Annotated in this window: 24 protein-coding genes; 8 read left to right on the forward strand and 16 right to left on the reverse strand. The window is 71.4% G+C overall.

What is annotated here, in order from left to right; genetic code table 11:
* Positions 1–37: 37 nt before the first annotated feature.
* Positions 38–712, reverse strand: a complete 675-nt coding sequence (locus LWJ43_RS14800) for an RsiG family protein (protein WP_277332727.1) — start codon at positions 710–712, stop codon at positions 38–40.
* Between the two features lie 115 nt (positions 713–827).
* Here LWJ43_RS14800 and dtd point away from each other — a divergent pair, with 115 nt between their 5' ends.
* A complete protein-coding gene (gene dtd, locus LWJ43_RS14805; protein ID WP_147958403.1) occupies positions 828–1277 on the forward strand; it encodes a D-aminoacyl-tRNA deacylase in 450 nt (149 codons plus the stop codon).
* A 30-nt stretch (positions 1278–1307) separates the two neighbouring features.
* Here dtd and ygfZ read toward each other — a convergent pair whose 3' ends face one another.
* From ygfZ to LWJ43_RS14835, 6 genes are all read right to left on the reverse strand, one after another.
* A complete protein-coding gene (gene ygfZ, locus LWJ43_RS14810) occupies positions 1308–2273 on the reverse strand; it encodes a CAF17-like 4Fe-4S cluster assembly/insertion protein YgfZ (RefSeq protein WP_277332728.1) in 966 nt (321 codons plus the stop codon).
* Between the two features lie 30 nt (positions 2274–2303).
* The gene (locus LWJ43_RS14815; RefSeq protein ID WP_277332729.1) at positions 2304–2762 is read right to left on the reverse strand and encodes a Fur family transcriptional regulator; all 459 of its coding nucleotides are present in this window, start codon (positions 2760–2762) and stop codon (positions 2304–2306) included.
* Between the two features lie 64 nt (positions 2763–2826).
* Positions 2827–3399, reverse strand: coding sequence for a heme-binding beta-barrel domain-containing protein (locus LWJ43_RS14820; protein WP_147958406.1), 573 nt, complete (start codon positions 3397–3399; stop codon positions 2827–2829).
* Positions 3400–3658: 259 nt separating this feature from the next.
* Entirely contained in the window at positions 3659–4546 is an 888-nt protein-coding gene (locus LWJ43_RS14825) for a hypothetical protein (protein ID WP_277332730.1), read from the reverse strand.
* The gene (locus tag LWJ43_RS14830; RefSeq protein WP_277332731.1) at positions 4543–5376 is read right to left on the reverse strand and encodes a flagellar basal body-associated FliL family protein; all 834 of its coding nucleotides are present in this window, start codon (positions 5374–5376) and stop codon (positions 4543–4545) included. The genes LWJ43_RS14825 and LWJ43_RS14830 overlap by 4 nt, the downstream gene beginning before the upstream one ends.
* Positions 5373–6185, reverse strand: a complete 813-nt coding sequence (locus tag LWJ43_RS14835; RefSeq protein ID WP_277332732.1) for a hypothetical protein — start codon at positions 6183–6185, stop codon at positions 5373–5375. The genes LWJ43_RS14830 and LWJ43_RS14835 overlap by 4 nt, the downstream gene beginning before the upstream one ends.
* A 105-nt stretch (positions 6186–6290) precedes the next feature.
* Between LWJ43_RS14835 and LWJ43_RS14840 the strand changes: the two genes are divergently transcribed.
* Complete coding sequence (locus LWJ43_RS14840) at positions 6291–6653, forward strand: DsrE family protein (protein ID WP_277332733.1); 363 nt, start codon at positions 6291–6293, stop codon at positions 6651–6653.
* A gap of 19 nt (positions 6654–6672) precedes the next feature.
* Here the strand turns inward: LWJ43_RS14840 and LWJ43_RS14845 are convergent, their stop codons facing one another.
* From LWJ43_RS14845 to LWJ43_RS14875, 8 genes are all read right to left on the reverse strand, one after another.
* Positions 6673–7047 (reverse strand): DUF3099 domain-containing protein, encoded by a 375-nt coding sequence (locus LWJ43_RS14845; protein WP_277332734.1) that lies wholly within the window; start codon positions 7045–7047, stop codon positions 6673–6675.
* A gap of 120 nt (positions 7048–7167) precedes the next feature.
* Positions 7168–7455: a DUF1416 domain-containing protein gene (locus LWJ43_RS14850; RefSeq protein WP_014154938.1), complete on the reverse strand. Its 288-nt coding sequence runs from the start codon at positions 7453–7455 to the stop codon at positions 7168–7170.
* A 48-nt stretch (positions 7456–7503) separates the two neighbouring features.
* Positions 7504–8343 carry a sulfurtransferase gene (locus LWJ43_RS14855; protein ID WP_014154939.1) on the reverse strand — a complete coding sequence of 280 codons (840 nt, stop codon included), beginning with the start codon at positions 8341–8343 and terminating at the stop codon, positions 7504–7506.
* Positions 8344–8495: 152 nt separating this feature from the next.
* Positions 8496–8576, reverse strand: a complete 81-nt coding sequence (locus tag LWJ43_RS33070) for a putative leader peptide (RefSeq protein ID WP_350310325.1) — start codon at positions 8574–8576, stop codon at positions 8496–8498.
* Positions 8577–8829: 253 nt separating this feature from the next.
* The gene (locus LWJ43_RS14860; RefSeq protein WP_277332735.1) at positions 8830–9525 is read right to left on the reverse strand and encodes an LmeA family phospholipid-binding protein; all 696 of its coding nucleotides are present in this window, start codon (positions 9523–9525) and stop codon (positions 8830–8832) included.
* 157 nt (positions 9526–9682) lie between these two features.
* Positions 9683–10915: a hypothetical protein gene (locus LWJ43_RS14865; RefSeq protein WP_277332736.1), complete on the reverse strand. Its 1233-nt coding sequence runs from the start codon at positions 10913–10915 to the stop codon at positions 9683–9685.
* Positions 10916–10925: 10 nt separating this feature from the next.
* Positions 10926–11180, reverse strand: a complete 255-nt coding sequence (locus LWJ43_RS14870) for a MoaD/ThiS family protein (RefSeq protein ID WP_277332737.1) — start codon at positions 11178–11180, stop codon at positions 10926–10928.
* A 41-nt stretch (positions 11181–11221) separates the two neighbouring features.
* The gene (locus LWJ43_RS14875; protein WP_277332738.1) at positions 11222–12172 is read right to left on the reverse strand and encodes an alpha/beta hydrolase; all 951 of its coding nucleotides are present in this window, start codon (positions 12170–12172) and stop codon (positions 11222–11224) included.
* A gap of 297 nt (positions 12173–12469) precedes the next feature.
* On the opposite strand from LWJ43_RS14875, the gene LWJ43_RS14880 reads away from it, so the two are divergent.
* From LWJ43_RS14880 to LWJ43_RS14905, 6 genes are all read left to right on the forward strand, one after another.
* Positions 12470–13273 (forward strand): response regulator transcription factor, encoded by an 804-nt coding sequence (locus LWJ43_RS14880; protein ID WP_277332739.1) that lies wholly within the window; start codon positions 12470–12472, stop codon positions 13271–13273.
* Between the two features lie 24 nt (positions 13274–13297).
* On the forward strand, positions 13298–14341 hold the full coding sequence (locus tag LWJ43_RS14885) for a LacI family DNA-binding transcriptional regulator (RefSeq protein WP_277332740.1): 1044 nt from the start codon (positions 13298–13300) through the stop codon (positions 14339–14341).
* A 94-nt stretch (positions 14342–14435) separates the two neighbouring features.
* Positions 14436–15671 (forward strand): S1C family serine protease, encoded by a 1236-nt coding sequence (locus LWJ43_RS14890; RefSeq protein WP_277332741.1) that lies wholly within the window; start codon positions 14436–14438, stop codon positions 15669–15671.
* 14 nt (positions 15672–15685) lie between these two features.
* Positions 15686–15868 (forward strand): hypothetical protein, encoded by a 183-nt coding sequence (locus tag LWJ43_RS14895; RefSeq protein WP_277332742.1) that lies wholly within the window; start codon positions 15686–15688, stop codon positions 15866–15868.
* 47 nt (positions 15869–15915) lie between these two features.
* The gene (locus LWJ43_RS14900; RefSeq protein ID WP_277332743.1) at positions 15916–16647 is read left to right on the forward strand and encodes a response regulator transcription factor; all 732 of its coding nucleotides are present in this window, start codon (positions 15916–15918) and stop codon (positions 16645–16647) included.
* Positions 16644–18068, forward strand: coding sequence for a sensor histidine kinase (locus LWJ43_RS14905; protein ID WP_277332744.1), 1425 nt, complete (start codon positions 16644–16646; stop codon positions 18066–18068). Before LWJ43_RS14900 ends, LWJ43_RS14905 begins: the two co-directional genes overlap by 4 nt.
* A gap of 58 nt (positions 18069–18126) precedes the next feature.
* On the opposite strand, the gene LWJ43_RS14910 is transcribed toward LWJ43_RS14905, so the two are convergent.
* A complete protein-coding gene (locus LWJ43_RS14910) occupies positions 18127–18357 on the reverse strand; it encodes an excisionase family DNA-binding protein (RefSeq protein WP_277332745.1) in 231 nt (76 codons plus the stop codon).
* Positions 18358–18402 lie beyond the last annotated feature (45 nt).

Raw genomic sequence — 18402 nt, forward strand, 5'->3', positions numbered from 1 at the left:
CCGGGGACGGGCGTGACCCGCCCCCGGAAGGGTCGCTTCAGGCGAGCAGGTCCTCTACTTGTGCTTCCCCGTCACGGTACCTGCGGGCGATCTCCGCACTGCAATCGTCCACGGTGCGCTGGAGCCTGTGGCGGCGCCGCGACACCTGCTGCTCGTAGCGGACGAGCCGCCCCATGGCCGTGAGGAGCTCCTCGTCCGTCCGGGCATCGAGATCGGAGAGCTCGACCTCCGCCAGGGTGGCCGCCGCCAGCTGCCGGTACTCGTCGCTGCGCGGCGTGGTGAGGCTGACGTGCCGCGCCGAGGACCGGTGGACCGACGGGGTGTCGGCGAGGATCTCGGAGAGCCTGTCCACGACGGGTGACTCGGGGTCCACACGCCGGGCCAGCTCGGCCCGCAGGATGTCGATCCGGCCCTGGACCAGACGGCGTACGTAACTGAGGTCCGCCTCGTCGCGCTGGGTGTCACGGCGCAGGGTGCGCAGTTCCGGCAGTCGCAGCCCGCCGAATTCGGGCTGCGGCCGCACGGAGGCCAGCCCTTCGACCGCACCGCCCCCGGTCTGCCCGGGCACGGACACCGCTCCGGGCAGGTGTACGGGCGGCGGGGTGGGCGACTGCCCCGGCTCGGCACCGGTCCGCTGGACCGGCGACCGCAGGCCGGCGGTACGCGTCCCCGGTACGGCACCGGGCGATGGCCCGGTTCCACGTGTCGTCATGATGTTCCGTCCCCTCGACCGGTGCGTCGGCACACCGACATCGTGCATCGTGCCACTACGCACGGTGTTCATGCAGGTGCTCTGTACCCGTTCAGCCCAAGATAGGTTGGTCTGTATGCGTGCAGTGATACAGAGGGTGGACGGCGCGAGCGTCACCGTGGCGGGCGCCGCGGACGACCCGTCGGGGACCGGAACGGTCGGCGAGATCGTCGGCGAGGGGCTGTGTGTGCTGGTGGGGGTCACTCACGGCGACACGGCGGAGAAGGCGGCGCAGCTCGCCCGCAAGCTGTGGACGCTGCGCATCCTGGAGGGCGAGAAGTCCTGCTCGGACGTGAATGCACCGCTTTTGGTCATTTCCCAGTTCACTCTCTACGGGGACGCCAGGAAGGGCCGCCGGCCCACCTGGAACGCCGCCGCGCCCGGCGAGGTCGCCGAACCGCTGGTCGACGAGGTGGTCGCACAGCTCCGCGCGCTCGGCGCACAGGTGGAGACGGGCCGGTTCGGGGCGGACATGCGGGTCTCGCTCACGAATCACGGCCCGTTCACCGTCCTGGTCGAGGTGTAGCGGCGCGGCCGGACGGCGCGCGTGGTCCCTCTACGGCTCGACGACCGTCTCCTGGGCCGCGGCGGTGTCACCCGCGATGAGCTCCGCGTCCACCGCGACGTTCCTCTTCACCAGCGCCAGGGCGATCGGCCCCAGCTCGTGGTGACGGGCCGAGGTGGTGACGAAGCCGAGCTGGCGGCCTTCCTGGCCGTCGGCGGCGAGCCGGACCGGCGTGCCGTGGCCGGGCAGGTGCACCTCGCTGCCGTCGAGGTGCAGGAAGACGAGGCGGCGCGGGGGCTTCCCCAGGTTGTGGACACGGGCGACCGTCTCCTGCCCTCGGTAGCAGCCCTTCTGGAGGTGCACGGCGCTGCCGATCCAGCCCAGCTCGTGCGGGATGGTGCGGTGGTCGGTCTCGAAGCCCAGGCGCGGGCGGTAGGCCTCCACGCGCAGCGCCTCGTACGCCAGGATCCCGGCCACCGGGCCGTGCGCGGCCGCGTACGCCTCCAGATCGGCGCGGGGCAGGAAGAGATCGCGACCGTGGGCCGTCTCCCGTACGGCGACCCCGTCCGGGACCTCGGCGATGGAACCGGCCGGCAGGTGCACCACGGCGAAGTCCTCGGTGCGGTCGGCGACCTCGACCCGGTAGAAGAACTTCATCGACTCCAGGTACGCGATCAGGTCGTCCTGGGTCCCGGGCTCGGCGTGCATCCACACCGTCGTGCCGTCGTCGACCAGGTAGAGGGCGTGCTCGATGTGCCCGTTGGCGGAGAGGATCAGCGCCTCGGTCGCCTGGTTCGGCGCGAGGTCGCTGACGTGCTGGGTGAGCAGCAGGTGCAGCCAGGCCAGCCGGTCGTCGCCGGTCACCGTGACGACCGCGCGGTGCGAGAGGTCGACGAGACCGCTGCCGTCGGCGAGTGCGCGTTGCTCACGGAACAGGTCGCCGTAGTGCGCGGCGACGCCTTCGTCACGCCCCTCGGCGGGGACGGCACCGGGCAGGGACAGCAGAGGGCTCTTCATGCGACCAGCGTACGACTCGTACGGCTCGGACTACCGACCGCCGGCGCTCTCCGGGGGCCCGTCCTGAGCCGCCTTCGCCGCGCAGTCGGCGCAGCGCCCGAAGATCGCGAAGTGCTTCATGTCGGTCTCGAAGCCGAAGGCGCCCCGCAGCTTCGCCGTGAAGTCGGCGACCACGTCGACATCGGCCTCGATGACGTCCGTGCAGTCGCGGCAGACGAGGTGGATGTGGTGGTGGCGGTCCGCCAGGTGGTAGGTCGGGGCACCGTGCCCGAGGTGGGCGTGGCTGACCAGCCCGAGCTCCTCGAGGAGCTCCAGGGTCCGGTAGACGGTGGAGATGTTGACGCCCGACGCCGTCCTGCGCACCTCGCAGAGGATGTCGTCGGGGGTCGCGTGTTCCAGCTTGTCGACGGCTTCCAGGACGAGCTGGCGCTGAGGCGTCAGCCGGTAGCCACGCTGCCGAAGATCGGTCTTCCAGTCGGTGCTCACCACAGCCCCAGTGTAGGGCGGGGCGGGCGCGGGGCCCCGGGTCCGTGCGGAACGGGGCCCGGTCCGGCTACTTGAAGAAGGCGATGCCGTCGTCCGGCAGGTCTCCGAGGCCCCTCGCCATCTCGGCGACCTCGCCCGGGGTGACGACCTTCTTCAGGTGCGCCGACATGTACGGCCGCAGCTCCACGTCGGGGGTGGCCTTCTCGCCGACCCACATCAGGTCGCTGTGCACGTAGCCGTAGAGACGCTTGCCGCCGCTGTACGGGCCGGAGGCGGCGGTGCGGGCCACCGCGTCGGTGACGACGTCGATCTGCGGCTTCTGCTTGGCCAGCTCGCCGTACCAGACCTCGACGACGCCCTGGTCGCGCACCATGACGATCTCGACCTTGCGGTCCTTGTCGATGCGCCAGTAGCCGGACTCGGACTCCAGCGGCTTGACCTGGTTGCCCTCGGCGTCCAGCACCCAGGAGTGCGAGACGTACTCGAGGAAGTCGCGGCCGTCGTGGCTGAAGGTGACTTCCTGGCCGAAGTTGCACTTCTCGGCGCCGGGGAAGTCGGAGACGCCCGCACCCGCCCAGTTGCCGAGGAGGAAGGCCAGCGGCACGAGGTCCGGGTGGAGGTCGGACGGAATCTCGATCATGAGCGGCTCAGACGATCTGTGAGGGTGTACGGGAGGTGTTCGGCGAGGGTCAGCGCTGGCCCTGGTACAGCTTCTTCACGGTCACGGCGGCGAAGGCGAGCACGCCGACGCAGACCAGGACCAGCAGAGCGGAGAAGAAAGCCTCAAGCACGGGAGCTCCTCGGGACGAACGACATGACGGCAGCAGGCGGCCGGGCCCCCAGCCTAATGGGTGGGGGCCCGGCCCTGCGGCCCGGGGTTTCCCCCGGGCGCGGCCGGATCAGCCCAGGAGCTGGTTCTGCAGGATCAGCGTCTGGTGGAACGGGACCGCTTCCGTGCCCGCCTCCCCCTTGCGGCTGTGGACGAGCAGGGCGAGGGTGTCCCCGGCCAGCACATAGGCGTGGCGGACCTGCTCGGCGCCGTGGGGCTCGGGCTCGGAGTAGGCGTGCGCCGTGGTGAATTGCACTCCGGCTGTGGCACTCCAGTCCTCGTCGTACGTCGCCTCGTCCTCCCCTGCGAGGGGGATCGGCAGCGATTGGCTGTCGGCGTAGAGCTCGTCGAGGAAGGCGGTGGAGTACGCCACCGAGCTGAACTGGAGCAGATAGACCCGGGACGACGTGCCGTCCTTCATGGTCCAGCCGCGGGCGGCCACGTGCCGCAGGGCTGAGTCCTTGAGGCGCTGGTCGAGGACGGCCCGGTCGTCCTTGCCGTACTCGGCGGTGTAACGGGCGCTGTCCACCCAGCCACCGTCGAGCTCCTTGTCCACCGTGGCCCCGGCCGGTGCGGGAAGCAGCAGGCGCCGCAGGTCCGCGTGGTGGATCTCCGCGACGTTGGGATCGCTGTACGGGCGGGGCGCGTCGGCGGGCAGCGCGGGCAGGCTCAGCACCGGGTAGTCCCAGCGCCCGTCGTCCTCGGTGGCGAGCCCCGGAACGTCCGTGCGCTTCATCGACGTGATGCCGGCGACCGTGCCCGCTCCCAGCCCTCCCATGACGAGCACGGCGGCCGTCCACCGGAGGGCGGCCCGCAGGACACGGCGCGGCGGCCGGGGTGTGGCGGGCGCGGGGTCCTCCTCCTGCACGGGAGGGGGCGGAGGAGTCTGCGGGACGGGCGGGAGGGTGGTCGTGGCGGCAACGGCCGCGTCGGCCGGCGGGGCCGTCTGCTCGGTCATATGTACTCCCCCGGGGACGTGATGTGGTCCAGCTGGTCCTTCAGCAGTTCAGCGACGGCGGCCTTGTCGACGGGCTTGATGCCGGTCGCCCGGTAGGTGATGCCCAGCTCACCGTCGTACGCCGCGCACACCATGTCCTCGATGTCGCTCTCGCCGTCCTTGGGCTGCAGGTAGCAGGTCGCCTTACTGGTGTGGCCCTTGACCTTCGGGCCGTCGCGGAAGATCCCGACGAGATCGAACAGCTCGGTCTGGAAGGTGTAGAAGTTCCGGACGGCGTTCTTGTCCTTCATCCGCACGATCTCGGCGTGCACCTCCAGGTCGTTGGCCTCGGAGACGTACGAGCGGAGAGCGAGGCCCTGCACGCGGAGCTTGTCGATCCGCTTCTCGTACTCCCGGCGCTTCTTGCCCGCGAGTCCCCGGCTGGACTCCTTCATCGCGGCGACGGCCCGCCTGCCGTCCACCTCGTCGTCGTTGCCGTGCTCACCGTCGTCCGGACCGAGCCGGTAGCCCTTGGGCACCGGCAGCAGCAGCTTGCTGAGCTCGGTGTCCGAACGGCCCCGGTCGATGTCACCCGCTGGGTCGTTGCCGGGCTTGCGCTCGGACACCTCCCAGTACGTGGTCTCCACGGTGCGGTCCGCGCCGTCGACCGTGGCCTTCGTGTAGGCGGCGGCCCCTCCGACGGCGCCCAGCACCAGCGCGAAGGGAAGGGCCGTGAGCAGGATCCGCCGGGCCCGGCCGGATCGCGCGGGGGCATCAGCGGTGTCCGGGGCGTCGAGCGGTCCGGGGAGCGGTGCCGTGCCGGAGGGACCGGGCGGGGTCATGTCGTTCACACGCGCTCCAGCTGTCGCTCGGCCAGCGTCCGGATGTCCTTCTTGCTGATCGGCCGGGTGTCGTAGATGTTGATCTCGATCATGATGTCGCCGCGGTGCACGAGGGCCCTGGCCTGGTAGGACGGCAGATAGCCGGGCTTCCGATCGACGTCGTAGAGGTAGTAGCGGCCACCTCCGCTGCCCTTGAGCGGTTCGCCGTCGTTGCCCGCGTACTCGTCCGAGACCATGTAGGAGCGCTGGCCGTTGGCGTAGTCGGCTGCCGCCGCCTCCGCCCCGGGGCGGAACTGGGCGAGCGTGACCGTCGCCTCCCGGTACTCGCCCTTCTTCCAGGCGGCTCCCGCCACACGGCGGATGCCGAACTCCTGGAGGTACTCGAACATGTGCCCTTCGTCCTTGTAGCCGCGCGCGAGGTCCCCCACGCTCATCCAGCCGTCGTCCACCAGGAGCGCGTCCTCGTCGTCACTCCAGCCCGCCGGGCGGTCGATGAGCAGCTTGCGCAGGTCGCCGTCCGTCTTGACCTGCCGGTCCTGCGAGGCGGGCAGCGGGGCCGGGACCTCGTCCGGGGGAAGCGCCTTCGCCGGGTAGACCAGCTCCGTCTGCGACAGTGCGGGCAACTTCGACGGAGGCCGCTCGGCCTGGATGCCGTAGCCGATCGCCGTGCCGCCGGAGATGCCGAGCAGGGCCGCGGCGGTGATCAGCAGGGCCGTACGGCCGCGAGGGCGGGTGCGCACCGGGGCGGCCGATGCCTCTGCCGGCGTCTGCGGCGGTGCCTGCGGCGGTACGCCGGAAAGGGTGTCGTTCGGTTCCAAAAGGGTCCCCCCATGAGACCTGAGGCGCAGGTTCCGTCACCCGCGCACACAGCAGACCCACAGGTCACAGGGGAGGTTGCGCGGCCGAGGATTACAGTTCGGTACATGTCGAAGAAGCTCGTGATCAAGGTGACCGCCGGAGCCGACGCAGCCGAGCGCTGCTCGCAGGCCTTCACCGTGGCGGCCGTAGCCGTCGCCAGTGGTGTCGAGGTCTCGCTGTGGCTGACCGGCGAGTCCGCCTGGTTCGCCCTGCCGGGGCGCGCCGCCGAGTTCGAACTGCCGCACTCCGCTCCCCTGCCCGACCTGATCGACTCGATCCTGGCGGGTGGCGGGGTCACGCTCTGCACCCAGTGCGCGGCGCGGCGCGACATCACGGAGAAGGACGTCCTGGAGGGCGTGCGGATCGCCGGCGCCCAGGTGTTCGTGCAGGAGGCCATGGCGGACGGCACCCAGGCCCTCGTCTACTGATCCGTGGGCGGCCGGCGGCCTACCGGCGGTTGTCCCTGCCGTCGAGCTCGTCCCACCAGCGGTCGGACGTCGGATCGCCCGTGGGGGCCTGCTGCGGCGAGCGCGGCCGGGAGGCGGGGGGCGGGGACTTCGGGGGCCGGGAGAGGTCGGGCGGGGAGCCCTCGGGCCGCGAGCCCGACGCCCGGGACCCCGAGGAGGGATCGTCCCACCAACGGTCCTCCGGTCCACGCCGGTTGGCGACGATCGCCGCGACGGGCGGAATGACCATGGCGACCACGCACATCGCCACGGCCGCGGGGATGGACCACAGACGCACGAAGGCCCAGGCGGAGACGAAGAGGAAGAGGCATCCGCCCATCATCAGAAAATAGACGCGCCTGCGCCGGGCGTACATGATTCCAGCGTAGGGCTCACCGGCGCGGATGCGCACCCGGACGGCACGAAGGGCCGCACCCCGCTTCAGGTGGCGTCCAACCCCCTGGGGTGCGGCCCTCCGGCCGTACGTGCGCGTGAACTACACGGCGATGGCGACCTCGGCGAGGCCACCGGTCTGCGCCACGACCGTACGGTCGGCGGTGCCGCCCGGGACCAGGGCGCGGAGCGTCCAGGTGCCCTCGGCCGCGTAGAAGCGGAACTGCCCGGTCGCCGAGGTCGGGACCTCGGCGGTGAACTCACCGGTCGAGTCCAGCAGTCGGACGTAGCCGGTGACGGGCTCGCCGTCGCGGGTCACGCTGCCCTGGATGGTCGTCTCGCCCGGCTTGATCGTCGAAGCGTCGGGGCCGCCGGCCTGTGCTCCACACATGGTGTTCTGTCCTTCTGGTCGGGGTCCTGCTGATCAGGTCCTGCGGGATTACTTGTTGGCGCCGAGCTCGATCGGCACGCCAACCAGGGAGCCGTACTCGGTCCAGGAACCGTCGTAGTTCTTGACGTTCTCCTGGCCGAGCAGCTCGTGCAGGACGAACCAGGTCAGGGCCGAACGCTCGCCGATGCGGCAGTAGGCGATGGTGTCCTTCGACAGGTCGACCTGCTCGTCCTCGTAGAGGGCCTTGAGCTCGTCGTCCGACTTGAAGGTGCCGTCGTCGTTGGCGTTCTTCGACCACGGGATGTTGCGGGCGCTCGGCACGTGGCCGGGGCGCTGCGACTGCTCCTGCGGGAGGTGCGCCGGGGCGAGCAGCTTGCCGCTGAACTCGTCGGGCGAACGCACGTCGACGAGGTTCTGGCTGCCGATGGCCTTCACGACGTCGTCGCGGTAGGCGCGGATCGACTCGTCCTGGGCCTTGGCCTTGTACTCGGTGGCCGGGCGCGCCGGGACGGCGTCGGTCAGGTCGCGGGAGTCGAGCTCCCACTTCTTGCGGCCGCCGTCGAGCAGCTTGACGTTCTCGTGGCCGTACAGCTTGAAGTACCAGTAGGCGTACGAGGCGAACCAGTTGTTGTTGCCGCCGTAGAGGACGACCAGCGTGTCGTTGCCGATGCCCTTCTCCGACAGGAGCTTCTCGAAGCCGGCCTGGTCGACGAAGTCACGGCGGACCGGGTCCTGGAGGTCCTTCGTCCAGTCGATCCGGATCGCGTTCTTGATGTGGTTCTTCTCGTACGCCGAGGTGTCCTCGTCGACCTCGACGATGGCGACCTGCGGGTCGTCGATGTGGGCCTCGACCCAGTCGGCGTCGACCAGTACGTCTGCGCGGCTCATGTGTTTCTCCTCCGGGGCAGTCTGCGGCGGGGTGGTGCGGAGTGCTGGGTGCCGGTGTGTACGCGCAGGTGCTTGGAGCGGAACGCGTACGGAGGGCACGGGTTCGGCCCTGACGTCGTCGAAGGGCCGGCGGGAAACGGGAGAGGTCCCGCTCAGAAGGTGCGACAGAGCATGGCGGCGACGCGGCACAGGTCTACTGCCCGCCGCTTCGTGAGGTCCGCCTGTCGCTTCATGCGTCCGATCGTAGGGAGGTACGGGTGGAGATGTCACCGTCGTGTCGAATGATGAGACACGATCGTCCGCGATACGAGACACGCATCCGGTCGGACCTCGCGGCGACAGGGATCCGGACGCCCGGCACTCGACGGCCATCTACGGAACGGACGGGCCCGTCTCACTATCTGGATCAGCCGTCCGGTCGGCCGCCCCGCGGAGCCCCTACCCCGCGCGTCCAGGCCCTGTCCGCGGCTGGGCGGTGTCGCGGCGTCAGCCCGCGAGCCGGACGTCCGCGCCGGTCACCGAGATCTCCAGGCCGCCCGGCGCCACCTCGATCTTCTGCAGCTCCAGGCCCTCCGGCAGGCCGCCGATCCCGCGCTCGAAGTCGGTCTTCTTCCTGACCAGGCTCTCGAGGCCGGGGATGCCCTCACCCGGGACCTCGTCGGCGCGCACCTTCACGGTGTCGCCGTCGACCAGTGTGACCGTGGAGAGCACGCTGCGCGTGAGCGTCCGGCCCAGCAGCGGGATCTCGACCGAGCCCGTGACCTTCACCTTGCCGTCGCCGCCGTAGGCGACGGTGACACCGTCGTCGGCCGCCTCGGTGAGGGCCGCGTACGGGATGACGGCCGTCCCGGTCGCACGGGAGGCCGTCGCGCTGCTGTACCCGGCGCCCAGCGTCACCCGGCTCAGCCGGGCCTGGATCTCGCTGATGCGTATCTCCCGCCCGGCGGCGCTGGCGCGGATGTCCTTGACCGTGACGTCGACACGGTCGAGCTCCGAATCCACCACCTGGGTCAGGAAGGGGAAACCCTTGATCGAGACCTCGGTCGAACCGGCCTCGGCGTCGCCGAAGGCGATCCGGCCCTCGGCCTCCGACTCGGCGAAGTACAGGGCGGCGCGGTCCACGGCGACGAAGACGCCGCCCAGGACCACGGCGATGATCAGCAGTATTCGCAGTGCTCGCATGCCTGTTGTTCTCCCACTCGGACCGACCGGACCCTTGGCGCACGTGAGCCTACTGCCGCGGTGCGGCGCGCCCGGAGTGATCGACGAGCACGGGGCCCGGTCGGTTCCACCGGTCCGGGGCCGGGGAGGTGGGGGAACACCGGTCACGCCCGGGAAATCAGGCGATCGCACGGCCGATCAGATAGACGGCGGGTGCGGCGGCCGTGAGCGGCAGCGCCACTCCCGCCGTCATGTGCACGAAGCGGGACGGGTAGTCGTAGCTCGCGACCCTCAGGCCGATCAGGGCGCAGCCACCGGCCGCGAACCCGAGGAACGCCGCCTGCGCCCCGAAGTCCGTGAACACTCCGGCGGCCAGGCCCGCCCCCGCCGAGGCGAGCAGCGCCACGACGACCGAGACCGCTCCGGGCAGGGGCAGGGCCCTCACGAGGACGCCCACGGCGACCGCGATACCGCCCACCGTCACCGCGTCGGGAACGGCGGCGAGGTGCCCGGCCGCCAGCACGGCGAGCGCGGCCGACGCGACGGTCGCCGTCAGGCCGTACATCCGCTCGTCGGCACCGGCATGACTGCGCAGCTGGAGGACGAGGGTGAGCAGCACCCAGACACCGAGCGTGCCGAGGATGGCCGCCGGGGCGTTGCTCCGGCCGGCGGCGAGCAGCACGGCGTCGGCGACGACACCGCCGGCGAAGGCGAGCGCGATGCCCTGCCGGGCCGGCCACATGCCGTTGAGCCGGAACCAGCCCGCGGCCGTCACGGCCTGGAGCAGGACCAGGGGGACGAGCAGGGCGTAGGCCCCGATCGCCGCGCCGAGGGAGAGGAGCAGACCGAGGCCCGCCGTGATCGCGGCGGGCTGCATCCCCGGCGCGATGATCGGCGAACGCCCCTCGGCACGGGCGCGCTGGGCGTCGGTGATCCGGCTGTTGCCCAGAGTGGTCGGCGCGCTGTAGCCGGAGTCGTCGGAAGCGGCCGCCGGAGCGGACCGGGCGGGCGGAGCGGACTGCGGCTGCGGCGCCGGGGCCTCGGGCGGCAGTGGATGCGCGGAGGGCGCGGCGGGTCCGGTGTGGTGCTGCGGCTGGATCGTCGGCTGGTACTGGGTGTCCCAGGTCTGCCCCTGCCACGTCTGGGCCACGCCCTGGTCGGCGGGCTGGGTCCGGAAGGCGCCCTGCTCCGGGTGGGCGGCGGGCTGCTGCCCGTACGGCTGCGGCTGCACGTAGGCGGACTGCGGCTCGCTCTGCGGCTGCACGTACGCCGGGTCGTACGGCTGCTGGTTCTGCGGCTGCGCGTACGGGTCGTACGGCTGCTGCCGGTACGCGGGGTCGTACGGCTCCTGGCCCTGGTGCTGCTGCCCGTGTCCGGGGTCGTACGGATACTGCTGATCGTTGTCGCTCATGGTCTGCGGTTCACCCTCCTGCGAACGGCGGGAGCACCTCGACCGTGCCGCCCTCGGCAAGCCGTACGGTCTCATGCCCGCGGGTCCCCACGGGATTCCCGTCGATCAGGAACGAGCATCTGAGCAGTACGCGCGTCAGTTCACCGGGATGCCGCTCGCGCACCCCGTCGAGAGCCTCGGCGAGCGTCTCCGCCCTGTACGGCTCCTCCGCGGTCCCCGCGGCGGCCTTGGCCGCGGCCCAGTAGCGGATCGTTCCCGCTGCCATGCGGCACCCCCTTTCGTCGTACGTCGGCTGTCCATCATGGATCACGCCGACTCCGTCCAGTCGGCGATGCGGGTCAGCAGTTCCTCGTCCGCGGCGTTCTCCGCGTGGCCCATGCCGTGCTCCAGCCAGAGCTCCGCCCCGTCGCCCGCGGCTCCTGCCAGCATCCGCGGGTGGTCGACGGGGAAGTACGGGTCCTGGTCGCCGTGCACGATCAGGAGCGGCACCCCGATCAGCGGGACCGCCTCCACGGGCGAGAGTGGCACGGGGTCCCAGTCCTCCCGGTGGATGCGGGTGCGGAAGCCGTAGCGACCGACGAACCGGCCTGCGGGCCGGGTGACCACCCAGTGCAGGCGGCGCATCGGTGCCGTCCCGCGGTAGTACCAGCGGGCCGGAGCGCTGACGGCGACGACCGCGTCCGTGTGGGCGTCCGCAGGGATACGGGAATGCGCCTCCGAGCGCCCCTGGTGTTCCTTCCGCGCCCCGGCGCGCGGCTCCACCCGATCGGGCGCGGACGGCTCGAATTCCTTCTTCGCGGATTCCGCGGATTCCGGCGCCGTATACAGAGCGGCGTGCCGGAGCACCACGGAGCCGCCCATCGAGAAACCGACCGTAACGATCCGCCGGTGCCCCAGCGACCGCGCCCAGGCGACCGCGGCCGCCAGATCCAGTACTTCGCGGTCGCCCACGGTCGACCGTCCGCCGGACCTTCCGTGCCCCCTGAAGGAGAACGTGATCACGGCCGCACGCTGGGCGAACACCCCGGCGGCCCGCAGCAGTGCCGGCCGGTCCGCGGCGCCGGTGAAGCCGTGTGCGAGGACGACGGCGGGCCCTTCCGGCACACCGCGTCCGGCGCCCCCGGCACCCGCCGTACACGGGGTGTACACCGCCTCGATACGGACCCCGTCACCGGTCAGCAACGTGGCGCGCCGGGGCACCGGCGTGATCGAGGGAACAGAAGAACTCGGGAAACGACCCTCGGACACAGAACTCATGTGGGTTATTCTGCTGCGAAGAGGATCCGGGCAAAGCAGCCCCCGGGTCCTTTTGTGCTTTCCGAGCGTTGTTACGGCGACGTTTCGACAAGCTCAGCGGTCCCCGGGTGCGGGGCCGCACAGTAAAAACCGTATGACGGCCGTCGCAGGTGATGGCCGTACGGGAGTACGAAGCAGTGCCGCATACTCCCCCGGGTCCGACCCGGGAGTGCCCCTCTCGCAGGGAACGAGGAGGACCGACGTAATGGGCGAGCTGAACGTGCACGATCGACCGACGACCCAGGCAGGTGGGCGGCGATGAGTTCACTGCTGCTTCTGACGAATGCCCTTCAACCGTCGACGGAGGTGCTCCCCGCCCTCGGCCTTCTGCTGCACAGCGTGCGGGTCGCCCCCGCCGAGGGACCCGCTCTCGTCGACACCCCGGGTGCCGACGTCATTCTCATCGACGGCCGCCGGGACCTCCCCCAGGTGCGCTCGCTCTGCCAGCTGCTGCGGTCCACAGGACCCGGCTGTCCGCTGATCCTCGTCGTGACGGAGGGCGGCCTCGCGGCCGTCACCGCCGACTGGGGCATCGACGACGTCCTGCTGGACACCGCGGGTCCCGCCGAGGTCGAGGCCCGGCTGCGGCTGGCCACCGGCCGCCAGCAGATCACCACCGACGACTCCCCCATGGAGATCCGCAACGGCGACCTCTCGGTCGACGAGGCGACCTACAGCGCCAAGCTCAAGGGCCGGGTCCTCGACCTGACCTTCAAGGAGTTCGAGCTGCTCAAGTACCTCGCGCAGCACCCCGGCCGGGTCTTCACCCGCGCCCAGCTGCTCCAGGAGGTCTGGGGCTACGACTACTTCGGCGGCACGCGCACGGTCGACGTCCACGTCCGCCGGCTGCGCGCCAAGCTCGGCCCCGAGCACGAGTCGCTGATCGGCACCGTACGCAACGTCGGCTACCGCTTCGTCACCCCCGAGAAGGTGGACCGGGCCGCCGAGGAGGCCAAGGCCAGGGCGGCGTCGAAGCAAGCGGATGATCTTGTCGCCCGTTCGGAGCAGCCGGCGGAGGTCGAGAGCACCGAAGAAGCCCCGGTACGGCCTGCCAACCGGTAGGTCCATCCGCGTAGACTGCCGCGCGTGGCCAAGGTGACGCGGGACGATGTGGCGAGACTGGCGGGGACCTCGACAGCGGTCGTCAGCTACGTCATCAACAACGGACCCAGGCCGGTCGCCCCGGCCACGCGCGAGCGGGTGCTCGCCGCGATCAAGGAGCTGGGCTACCGGCCCGACCGGGTCGCCCAGGCGATGGCCTCGCGGCGCACCGACCTCATAGGGATGATCGTGCCGGACGCCCGGCAGCCGTTCTTCGCGGAGATGGCTCACGCGGTCGAACAGGCGGCTGCCGAGCGCGGGAAGATGGTGCTCGTCGGCAACTCCGACTACCGCGACGAGCGCGAGGTCCACTATCTGCGGGCCTTCCTCGGCATGCGGGTCTCGGGGCTGATCCTGGTCTCCCAGGGTCCCAGCGAGCGGGCCGCCGCCGAGATCGAGGCCTGGGACGCCCGTGTGGTCCTGCTGCACGAACGCCCCGAGGCGATCGACGACGTCGCGGTCGTCACGGACGACATCGGCGGCGCCCAGCTCGCCACCCGCCACCTCCTGGAGCACGGCAACGCCTACGTGGCGTGCCTCGGCGGCATGGAGTCGACCCCGGTGGTCGGCGACCCCGTCGCCGACCACATCGAGGGCTGGCGCCGGGCGATGCAGGAGGCGGGGCGGTCGACGGAGGACCGGCTCTTCCACGCCCCGTACAACCGTTACGACGCGTACCAGGTGGCCCTGAAGCTGCTCTCCGGCCCCGACAGGCCCCCGGCGATCTTCTGCTCCACGGACGACCAGGCCATCGGGGTGCTGAGGGCCGCGCGCGAGCTGCGGATCGACGTACCGGGTGAGCTCGCGGTCGCGGGCTTCGACGACGTGAAGGAGGCGGGGCTGACCGATCCGCCGCTGACGACGGTCTTCTCGGACCGTCCGGCGATGGCCCGGGCAGCCGTGGACCTCGTCCTCGACGACTCGCTGCGGGTCACGGGGTCGCGGCGCGAGCGGTTGAAGCAGTTCCCCTCCGCGCTGGTGGTGCGCCGGTCGTGCGGCTGCGGCGAACCGACGGTGACCCCGCTGTAGCGGAGCGCTTCCTTATTTCGGGCATACACGGTTCTGCCGGGCTTCTCAGGACGTACTCAGGCTGCTCTCATGTTCGCTGGCCACTCTCGTAGACATGACCGACAGCCACCGCCCGAGCGGCGAGTACCCGACGTCCCCCTCCCACGACAACGGTTCGCACGACAACGGTTCGCACGACAGCGGTGCGTACGGCAGCGGTCCGTACGGCAGCGGTTCGTACGGCGGTGCTGAGCACGGTGGCGGCGCGTACGGCGGCGCCGGGCACGAGGGTGGCGCGTACGGCGGCGGCTCGTACGGCGGCGGCGCGGCGGCCTACCCGCCGCCCCCGGCCCACGAGCCCGGGCGGCAGACCACCGAGGTGCCCGCCGCCGCATACGCCTGGCCGGCTCCGCAGCCCGCCCAGGCCGGTCCCGCCACGGACGTCCCCAGGTCCGAGCGCCGGGTCAAGCGCCCGTTCGCGCTGCTCGCGGCCGTGGCGATCGCCGCCGCGGCGGTCGGCGGCGGCACCGCCACCCTCATCGGCGAGCTCGCGGGTGGCAGCTCCGGCAGCTCCGGCTCCAGCGGTGTCGTCAGCGGTACCACCGTCTCGCAGAGCAGCGCCGGCACCGTCTCCGGCGTGGCGACGGCCGTGTCACCGGCCATCGTCGAGATCAGCGCGACGTCCTCTGCGGGCGAGGCCACCGGCTCCGGGGTCGTCATCACGGCGGACGGCGAGATCGTCACCAACAACCACGTCATCTCCGGCGCCTCCAAGGTCGAGGTCGCCCTCAGCACCGGCAAGACGTACACCGCCGACGTCGTCGGCACCGACGCCGACAAGGACCTGGCGCTCATCAAGCTCCAGGGCGCGAGCGGACTGAAGACGGCCTCGCTCGGCGACTCCTCCTCGGTGAAGGTCGGCGACCAGGTCGTGGCCATCGGCTCGCCCGAGGGACTCACCGGCACGGTCACCAGCGGCATCGTGTCCGCCCTGGACCGCGACGTCACGGTCGCCAAGGACGAGGACCAGAGCCAGCAGCAACAGCAACAACAGGGCGGTCAGAACTGGCCGTTCGAGTTCGGCGGCCAGCAGTTCAACGGTGACACCGGTTCGTCCAAGACGACGTACAAGGCCCTGCAGACCGACGCCTCGCTCAACCCCGGCAACTCCGGTGGCGCACTGATCAACATGAACGGCGAGATCATCGGCATCAACTCCGCGATGTACTCGCCCAGTTCGTCCAGCACCTCGGGAAGCTCGGCGGCGGGCAGCGTGGGCCTCGGCTTCGCCATCCCGGTCAACACCGTCAAGGCCGACCTTGACACCCTGCGCGCCGGCAACGGCTCCTGACGAGGAAGGTCTCCATGAACCCCGACACCACGACCATGGCCGTCGGCCCGTCCGGCCTGGCCCTCCCGCTCGCCCTGGCCGCCGAACTGGCCGCCTCGGCCCCCGCCGCCTCCGCACCCCGCCCGCCCGAGATCCGCAGCGGCACCGGCCGCGGGCGACGTGCCGCGCGACGTCGTGCGGCGGCCGTGCGAGGCTGAGAGCCGAGCCCCCACCACCCGGCCCGAAGGAAGAGGACGAAGAAGCGATGAGCCCCGCCGAAGACGATCCGCAGCGTGTCCTGATCGTCGACGACGAGCCCGCCGTACGCGAGGCCCTGCAGCGCAGCCTCGCGTTCGAGGGCTACGGGACGGAGGTGGCCGTGGACGGTTACGACGCCCTCGCCAAGGCCGAGTCCTACGCCCCCGACCTGATCGTCCTGGACATCCAGATGCCCCGCATGGACGGCCTCACGGCCGCCCGGCGCATCCGGTCCACGGGATCGACCACGCCCATCCTGATGCTCACCGCCCGCGACACCGTCGGCGACCGGGTCACCGGCCTCGACGCCGGTGCCGACGACTACCTGGTCAAGCCCTTCGAGCTGGACGAGCTCTTCGCCCGCATCCGCGCCCTGCTGCGCCGCAGCTCCTACGCGGTCGCGGCGGGCGGCGCCGTACCCGACGACGACGTACTGTCCTTCGCCGACCTCCGCATGGACCTGAACACCCGCGACGTCACCCGTGGGACGCGCCGGGTGGAGCTGACCCGAACCGAGTTCACCCTCCTCGAGATGTTCCTGGCCCACCCCCGGCAGGTGCTCACCCGCGAACAGATCCTCAAGGCCGTCTGGGGCTTCGACTTCGAACCCAGCTCCAACTCCCTGGACGTGTACGTGATGTACCTGCGCCGCAAGACGGAGGCGGGCGGAGAGCCGCGCCTCGTGCACACCGTGCGGGGCGTCGGGTACGCCCTGCGCTCCGGCGGGGGTGACGGGTGACCGGCCTCCCCCGCCGGCTCCGCGCCCTCCCGCTCCGCTCGCGGCTCGCCCTGCTGGTCGCCGCAGCGGTCGCGGCGGCGGTGGCAGCGGTGGCCGCGGCCTGCTGGTTCGTGACGCGGGAACAGCTGGAGCACCAGCTGGACGAGTCACTGCGCAACTCGACGGCGATCGACGAGACGTACGTCCAGAACCTGCTCAACGCGTGCGCGGGGACCGCGGCCCGCCAGCGCCCCGCGCCCGGCTCGTACAGCGTGCAGATCGTCGCCACCAACGGCGATCCGTGCGCCGCCCCGCCCCGGCGGGCGCCCTTCCCCACGACGGACGAGGACATCGCCGTGGCGGGCGGTGACAGGGACAGCGTCCTGCACACCGTCACCGACACCGACGGTGCCAAGCTGCGCGTGTACACCTACCAGATCAGGCTGGACCGGCCCGGCCCCGGCACGGACACCACGCTGGGGGTCTCCGTCGCGCGCCCCATGAGCGATGTGACCGACCCGCTCTCCACTCTCGCCTGGGTCCTGCTCCTCGTGTCCGGCATAGGCGTCGTCGGCGCGGGCGCGGCGGGCCTGTGGATCGCCCGTACCGGCCTGCGTCCCGTCGACGACCTCGCGCGCGCCGTCGAGCACGTGGCCGAGACCGAGGACCTGACCGTCCGGATCCCCGCGGAGGGCGAGGACGAGATCGCCCGGCTCTCGCGTTCGTTCAACGCCATGACCAGCTCCCTGGCCACGTCCCGGGACCGTCAGTCGCAGCTCATCGCCGACGCCGGCCACGAGCTGCGCACCCCGCTCACCTCGCTCCGTACGAACATCGAGCTGCTCGCCCGCAGCGACGAGACGGGCCGCGCCATCCCGCCGGACGACCGCAAGGCCCTGATGTCCTCGGTCAAGGCTCAGATGACGGAGCTGGCCGCGCTCATCGGCGACCTCCAGGAGCTCTCCCGCCCCGACGCCGCCCAGCCCGGCCCCCTCCAGGTGGTGGCGCTGCACGACATCACCCGCACCGCCCTGCAGCGCGCCAGGCTGCGCGGCCCGGAGCTGACCATCACCGCCGAGCTGGCCCCCTGGTACGTACGCGCCGAACCCGCCGCGCTGGAGCGGGCGGTCGTCAACGTGCTGGACAACGCGGTGAAGTTCAGCCCCGCGGGCGGAACGATCGAGGTCGTCCTGCACCGCGGCGAACTGACCGTACGGGACCACGGCCCCGGCATCCCCGCCGAGGACCTCCCGCACGTCTTCGACCGCTTCTGGCGCTCCCCGTCCGCCCGCCAGCTGCCCGGCTCGGGTCTCGGCCTGTCCATCGTCGCCCGCACGGTCCAGCAGGCGGGCGGCGAGATCGCGCTGACCCCGGCGGAGGGCGGCGGCACGGTGGCGTCGATCCGGCTGCCCGGGGCGCCGACGCCGCCGCCGGAGGTGTGAGCCGGGCCGGAATCAGAGCCGACGACGGAACTCGGCGACAGCTGCCGGTCTGCGCCGCTCAGCTGTCGTACAGATCCGCGTCCTCGGTCAGCAGGACCAACTCGTCCAACCCCCGTCTGCGCCGCGAACGCCTCTCTTCCCCGTAAAGGAGTACGTCGGTCAGCAGCACCCGGCGGTGCCTGCCCGGGCGCGAGAACGGAACTCCTCCCTCGTCGAGGATCTTGACGAACGTGGCTCGGCTGATCCCCAGCAGGTCTGCGGCCTCTTGTGTGGTGAGCGTGGTGTTCACCGGCGCGACGGTCACTGCCTTGCCCTCGGACAGACACGGCAGACG

The organism is Streptomyces sp. JH34, from assembly GCF_029428875.1.
GTDB lineage: Bacteria > Actinomycetota > Actinomycetes > Streptomycetales > Streptomycetaceae > Streptomyces.

What these genes read in the sequence shown, in the direction of transcription:
- LWJ43_RS14825 (WP_277332730.1), bottom strand. Translation starts at nt 4,546, where the DNA reads ATGACCGAGCAGACGGCCCCGCCGGCCGACGCGGCCGTTGCCGCCACG.
- LWJ43_RS14850 (WP_014154938.1), bottom strand. Translation starts at nt 7,455, where the DNA reads ATGTGTGGAGCACAGGCCGGCGGCCCCGACGCTTCGACGATCAAGCCG.
- LWJ43_RS14865 (WP_277332736.1), bottom strand. Translation starts at nt 10,915, where the DNA reads ATGAGCGACAACGATCAGCAGTATCCGTACGACCCCGGACACGGGCAG.
- dtd (WP_147958403.1), top strand. Translation starts at nt 828, where the DNA reads ATGCGTGCAGTGATACAGAGGGTGGACGGCGCGAGCGTCACCGTGGCG.
- LWJ43_RS14895 (WP_277332742.1), top strand. Translation starts at nt 15,686, where the DNA reads ATGAACCCCGACACCACGACCATGGCCGTCGGCCCGTCCGGCCTGGCC.
- LWJ43_RS14840 (WP_277332733.1), top strand. Translation starts at nt 6,291, where the DNA reads ATGTCGAAGAAGCTCGTGATCAAGGTGACCGCCGGAGCCGACGCAGCC.
- ygfZ (WP_277332728.1), bottom strand. Translation starts at nt 2,273, where the DNA reads ATGAAGAGCCCTCTGCTGTCCCTGCCCGGTGCCGTCCCCGCCGAGGGG.
- LWJ43_RS33070 (WP_350310325.1), bottom strand. Translation starts at nt 8,576, where the DNA reads ATGAAGCGACAGGCGGACCTCACGAAGCGGCGGGCAGTAGACCTGTGC.
- LWJ43_RS14900 (WP_277332743.1), top strand. Translation starts at nt 15,916, where the DNA reads ATGAGCCCCGCCGAAGACGATCCGCAGCGTGTCCTGATCGTCGACGAC.
- LWJ43_RS14860 (WP_277332735.1), bottom strand. Translation starts at nt 9,525, where the DNA reads ATGCGAGCACTGCGAATACTGCTGATCATCGCCGTGGTCCTGGGCGGC.
- LWJ43_RS14845 (WP_277332734.1), bottom strand. Translation starts at nt 7,047, where the DNA reads ATGTACGCCCGGCGCAGGCGCGTCTATTTTCTGATGATGGGCGGATGC.
- LWJ43_RS14870 (WP_277332737.1), bottom strand. Translation starts at nt 11,180, where the DNA reads ATGGCAGCGGGAACGATCCGCTACTGGGCCGCGGCCAAGGCCGCCGCG.
- LWJ43_RS14875 (WP_277332738.1), bottom strand. Translation starts at nt 12,172, where the DNA reads ATGAGTTCTGTGTCCGAGGGTCGTTTCCCGAGTTCTTCTGTTCCCTCG.
- LWJ43_RS14890 (WP_277332741.1), top strand. Translation starts at nt 14,436, where the DNA reads ATGACCGACAGCCACCGCCCGAGCGGCGAGTACCCGACGTCCCCCTCC.
- LWJ43_RS14800 (WP_277332727.1), bottom strand. Translation starts at nt 712, where the DNA reads ATGACGACACGTGGAACCGGGCCATCGCCCGGTGCCGTACCGGGGACG.
- LWJ43_RS14855 (WP_014154939.1), bottom strand. Translation starts at nt 8,343, where the DNA reads ATGAGCCGCGCAGACGTACTGGTCGACGCCGACTGGGTCGAGGCCCAC.
- LWJ43_RS14880 (WP_277332739.1), top strand. Translation starts at nt 12,470, where the DNA reads ATGAGTTCACTGCTGCTTCTGACGAATGCCCTTCAACCGTCGACGGAG.
- LWJ43_RS14820 (WP_147958406.1), bottom strand. Translation starts at nt 3,399, where the DNA reads ATGATCGAGATTCCGTCCGACCTCCACCCGGACCTCGTGCCGCTGGCC.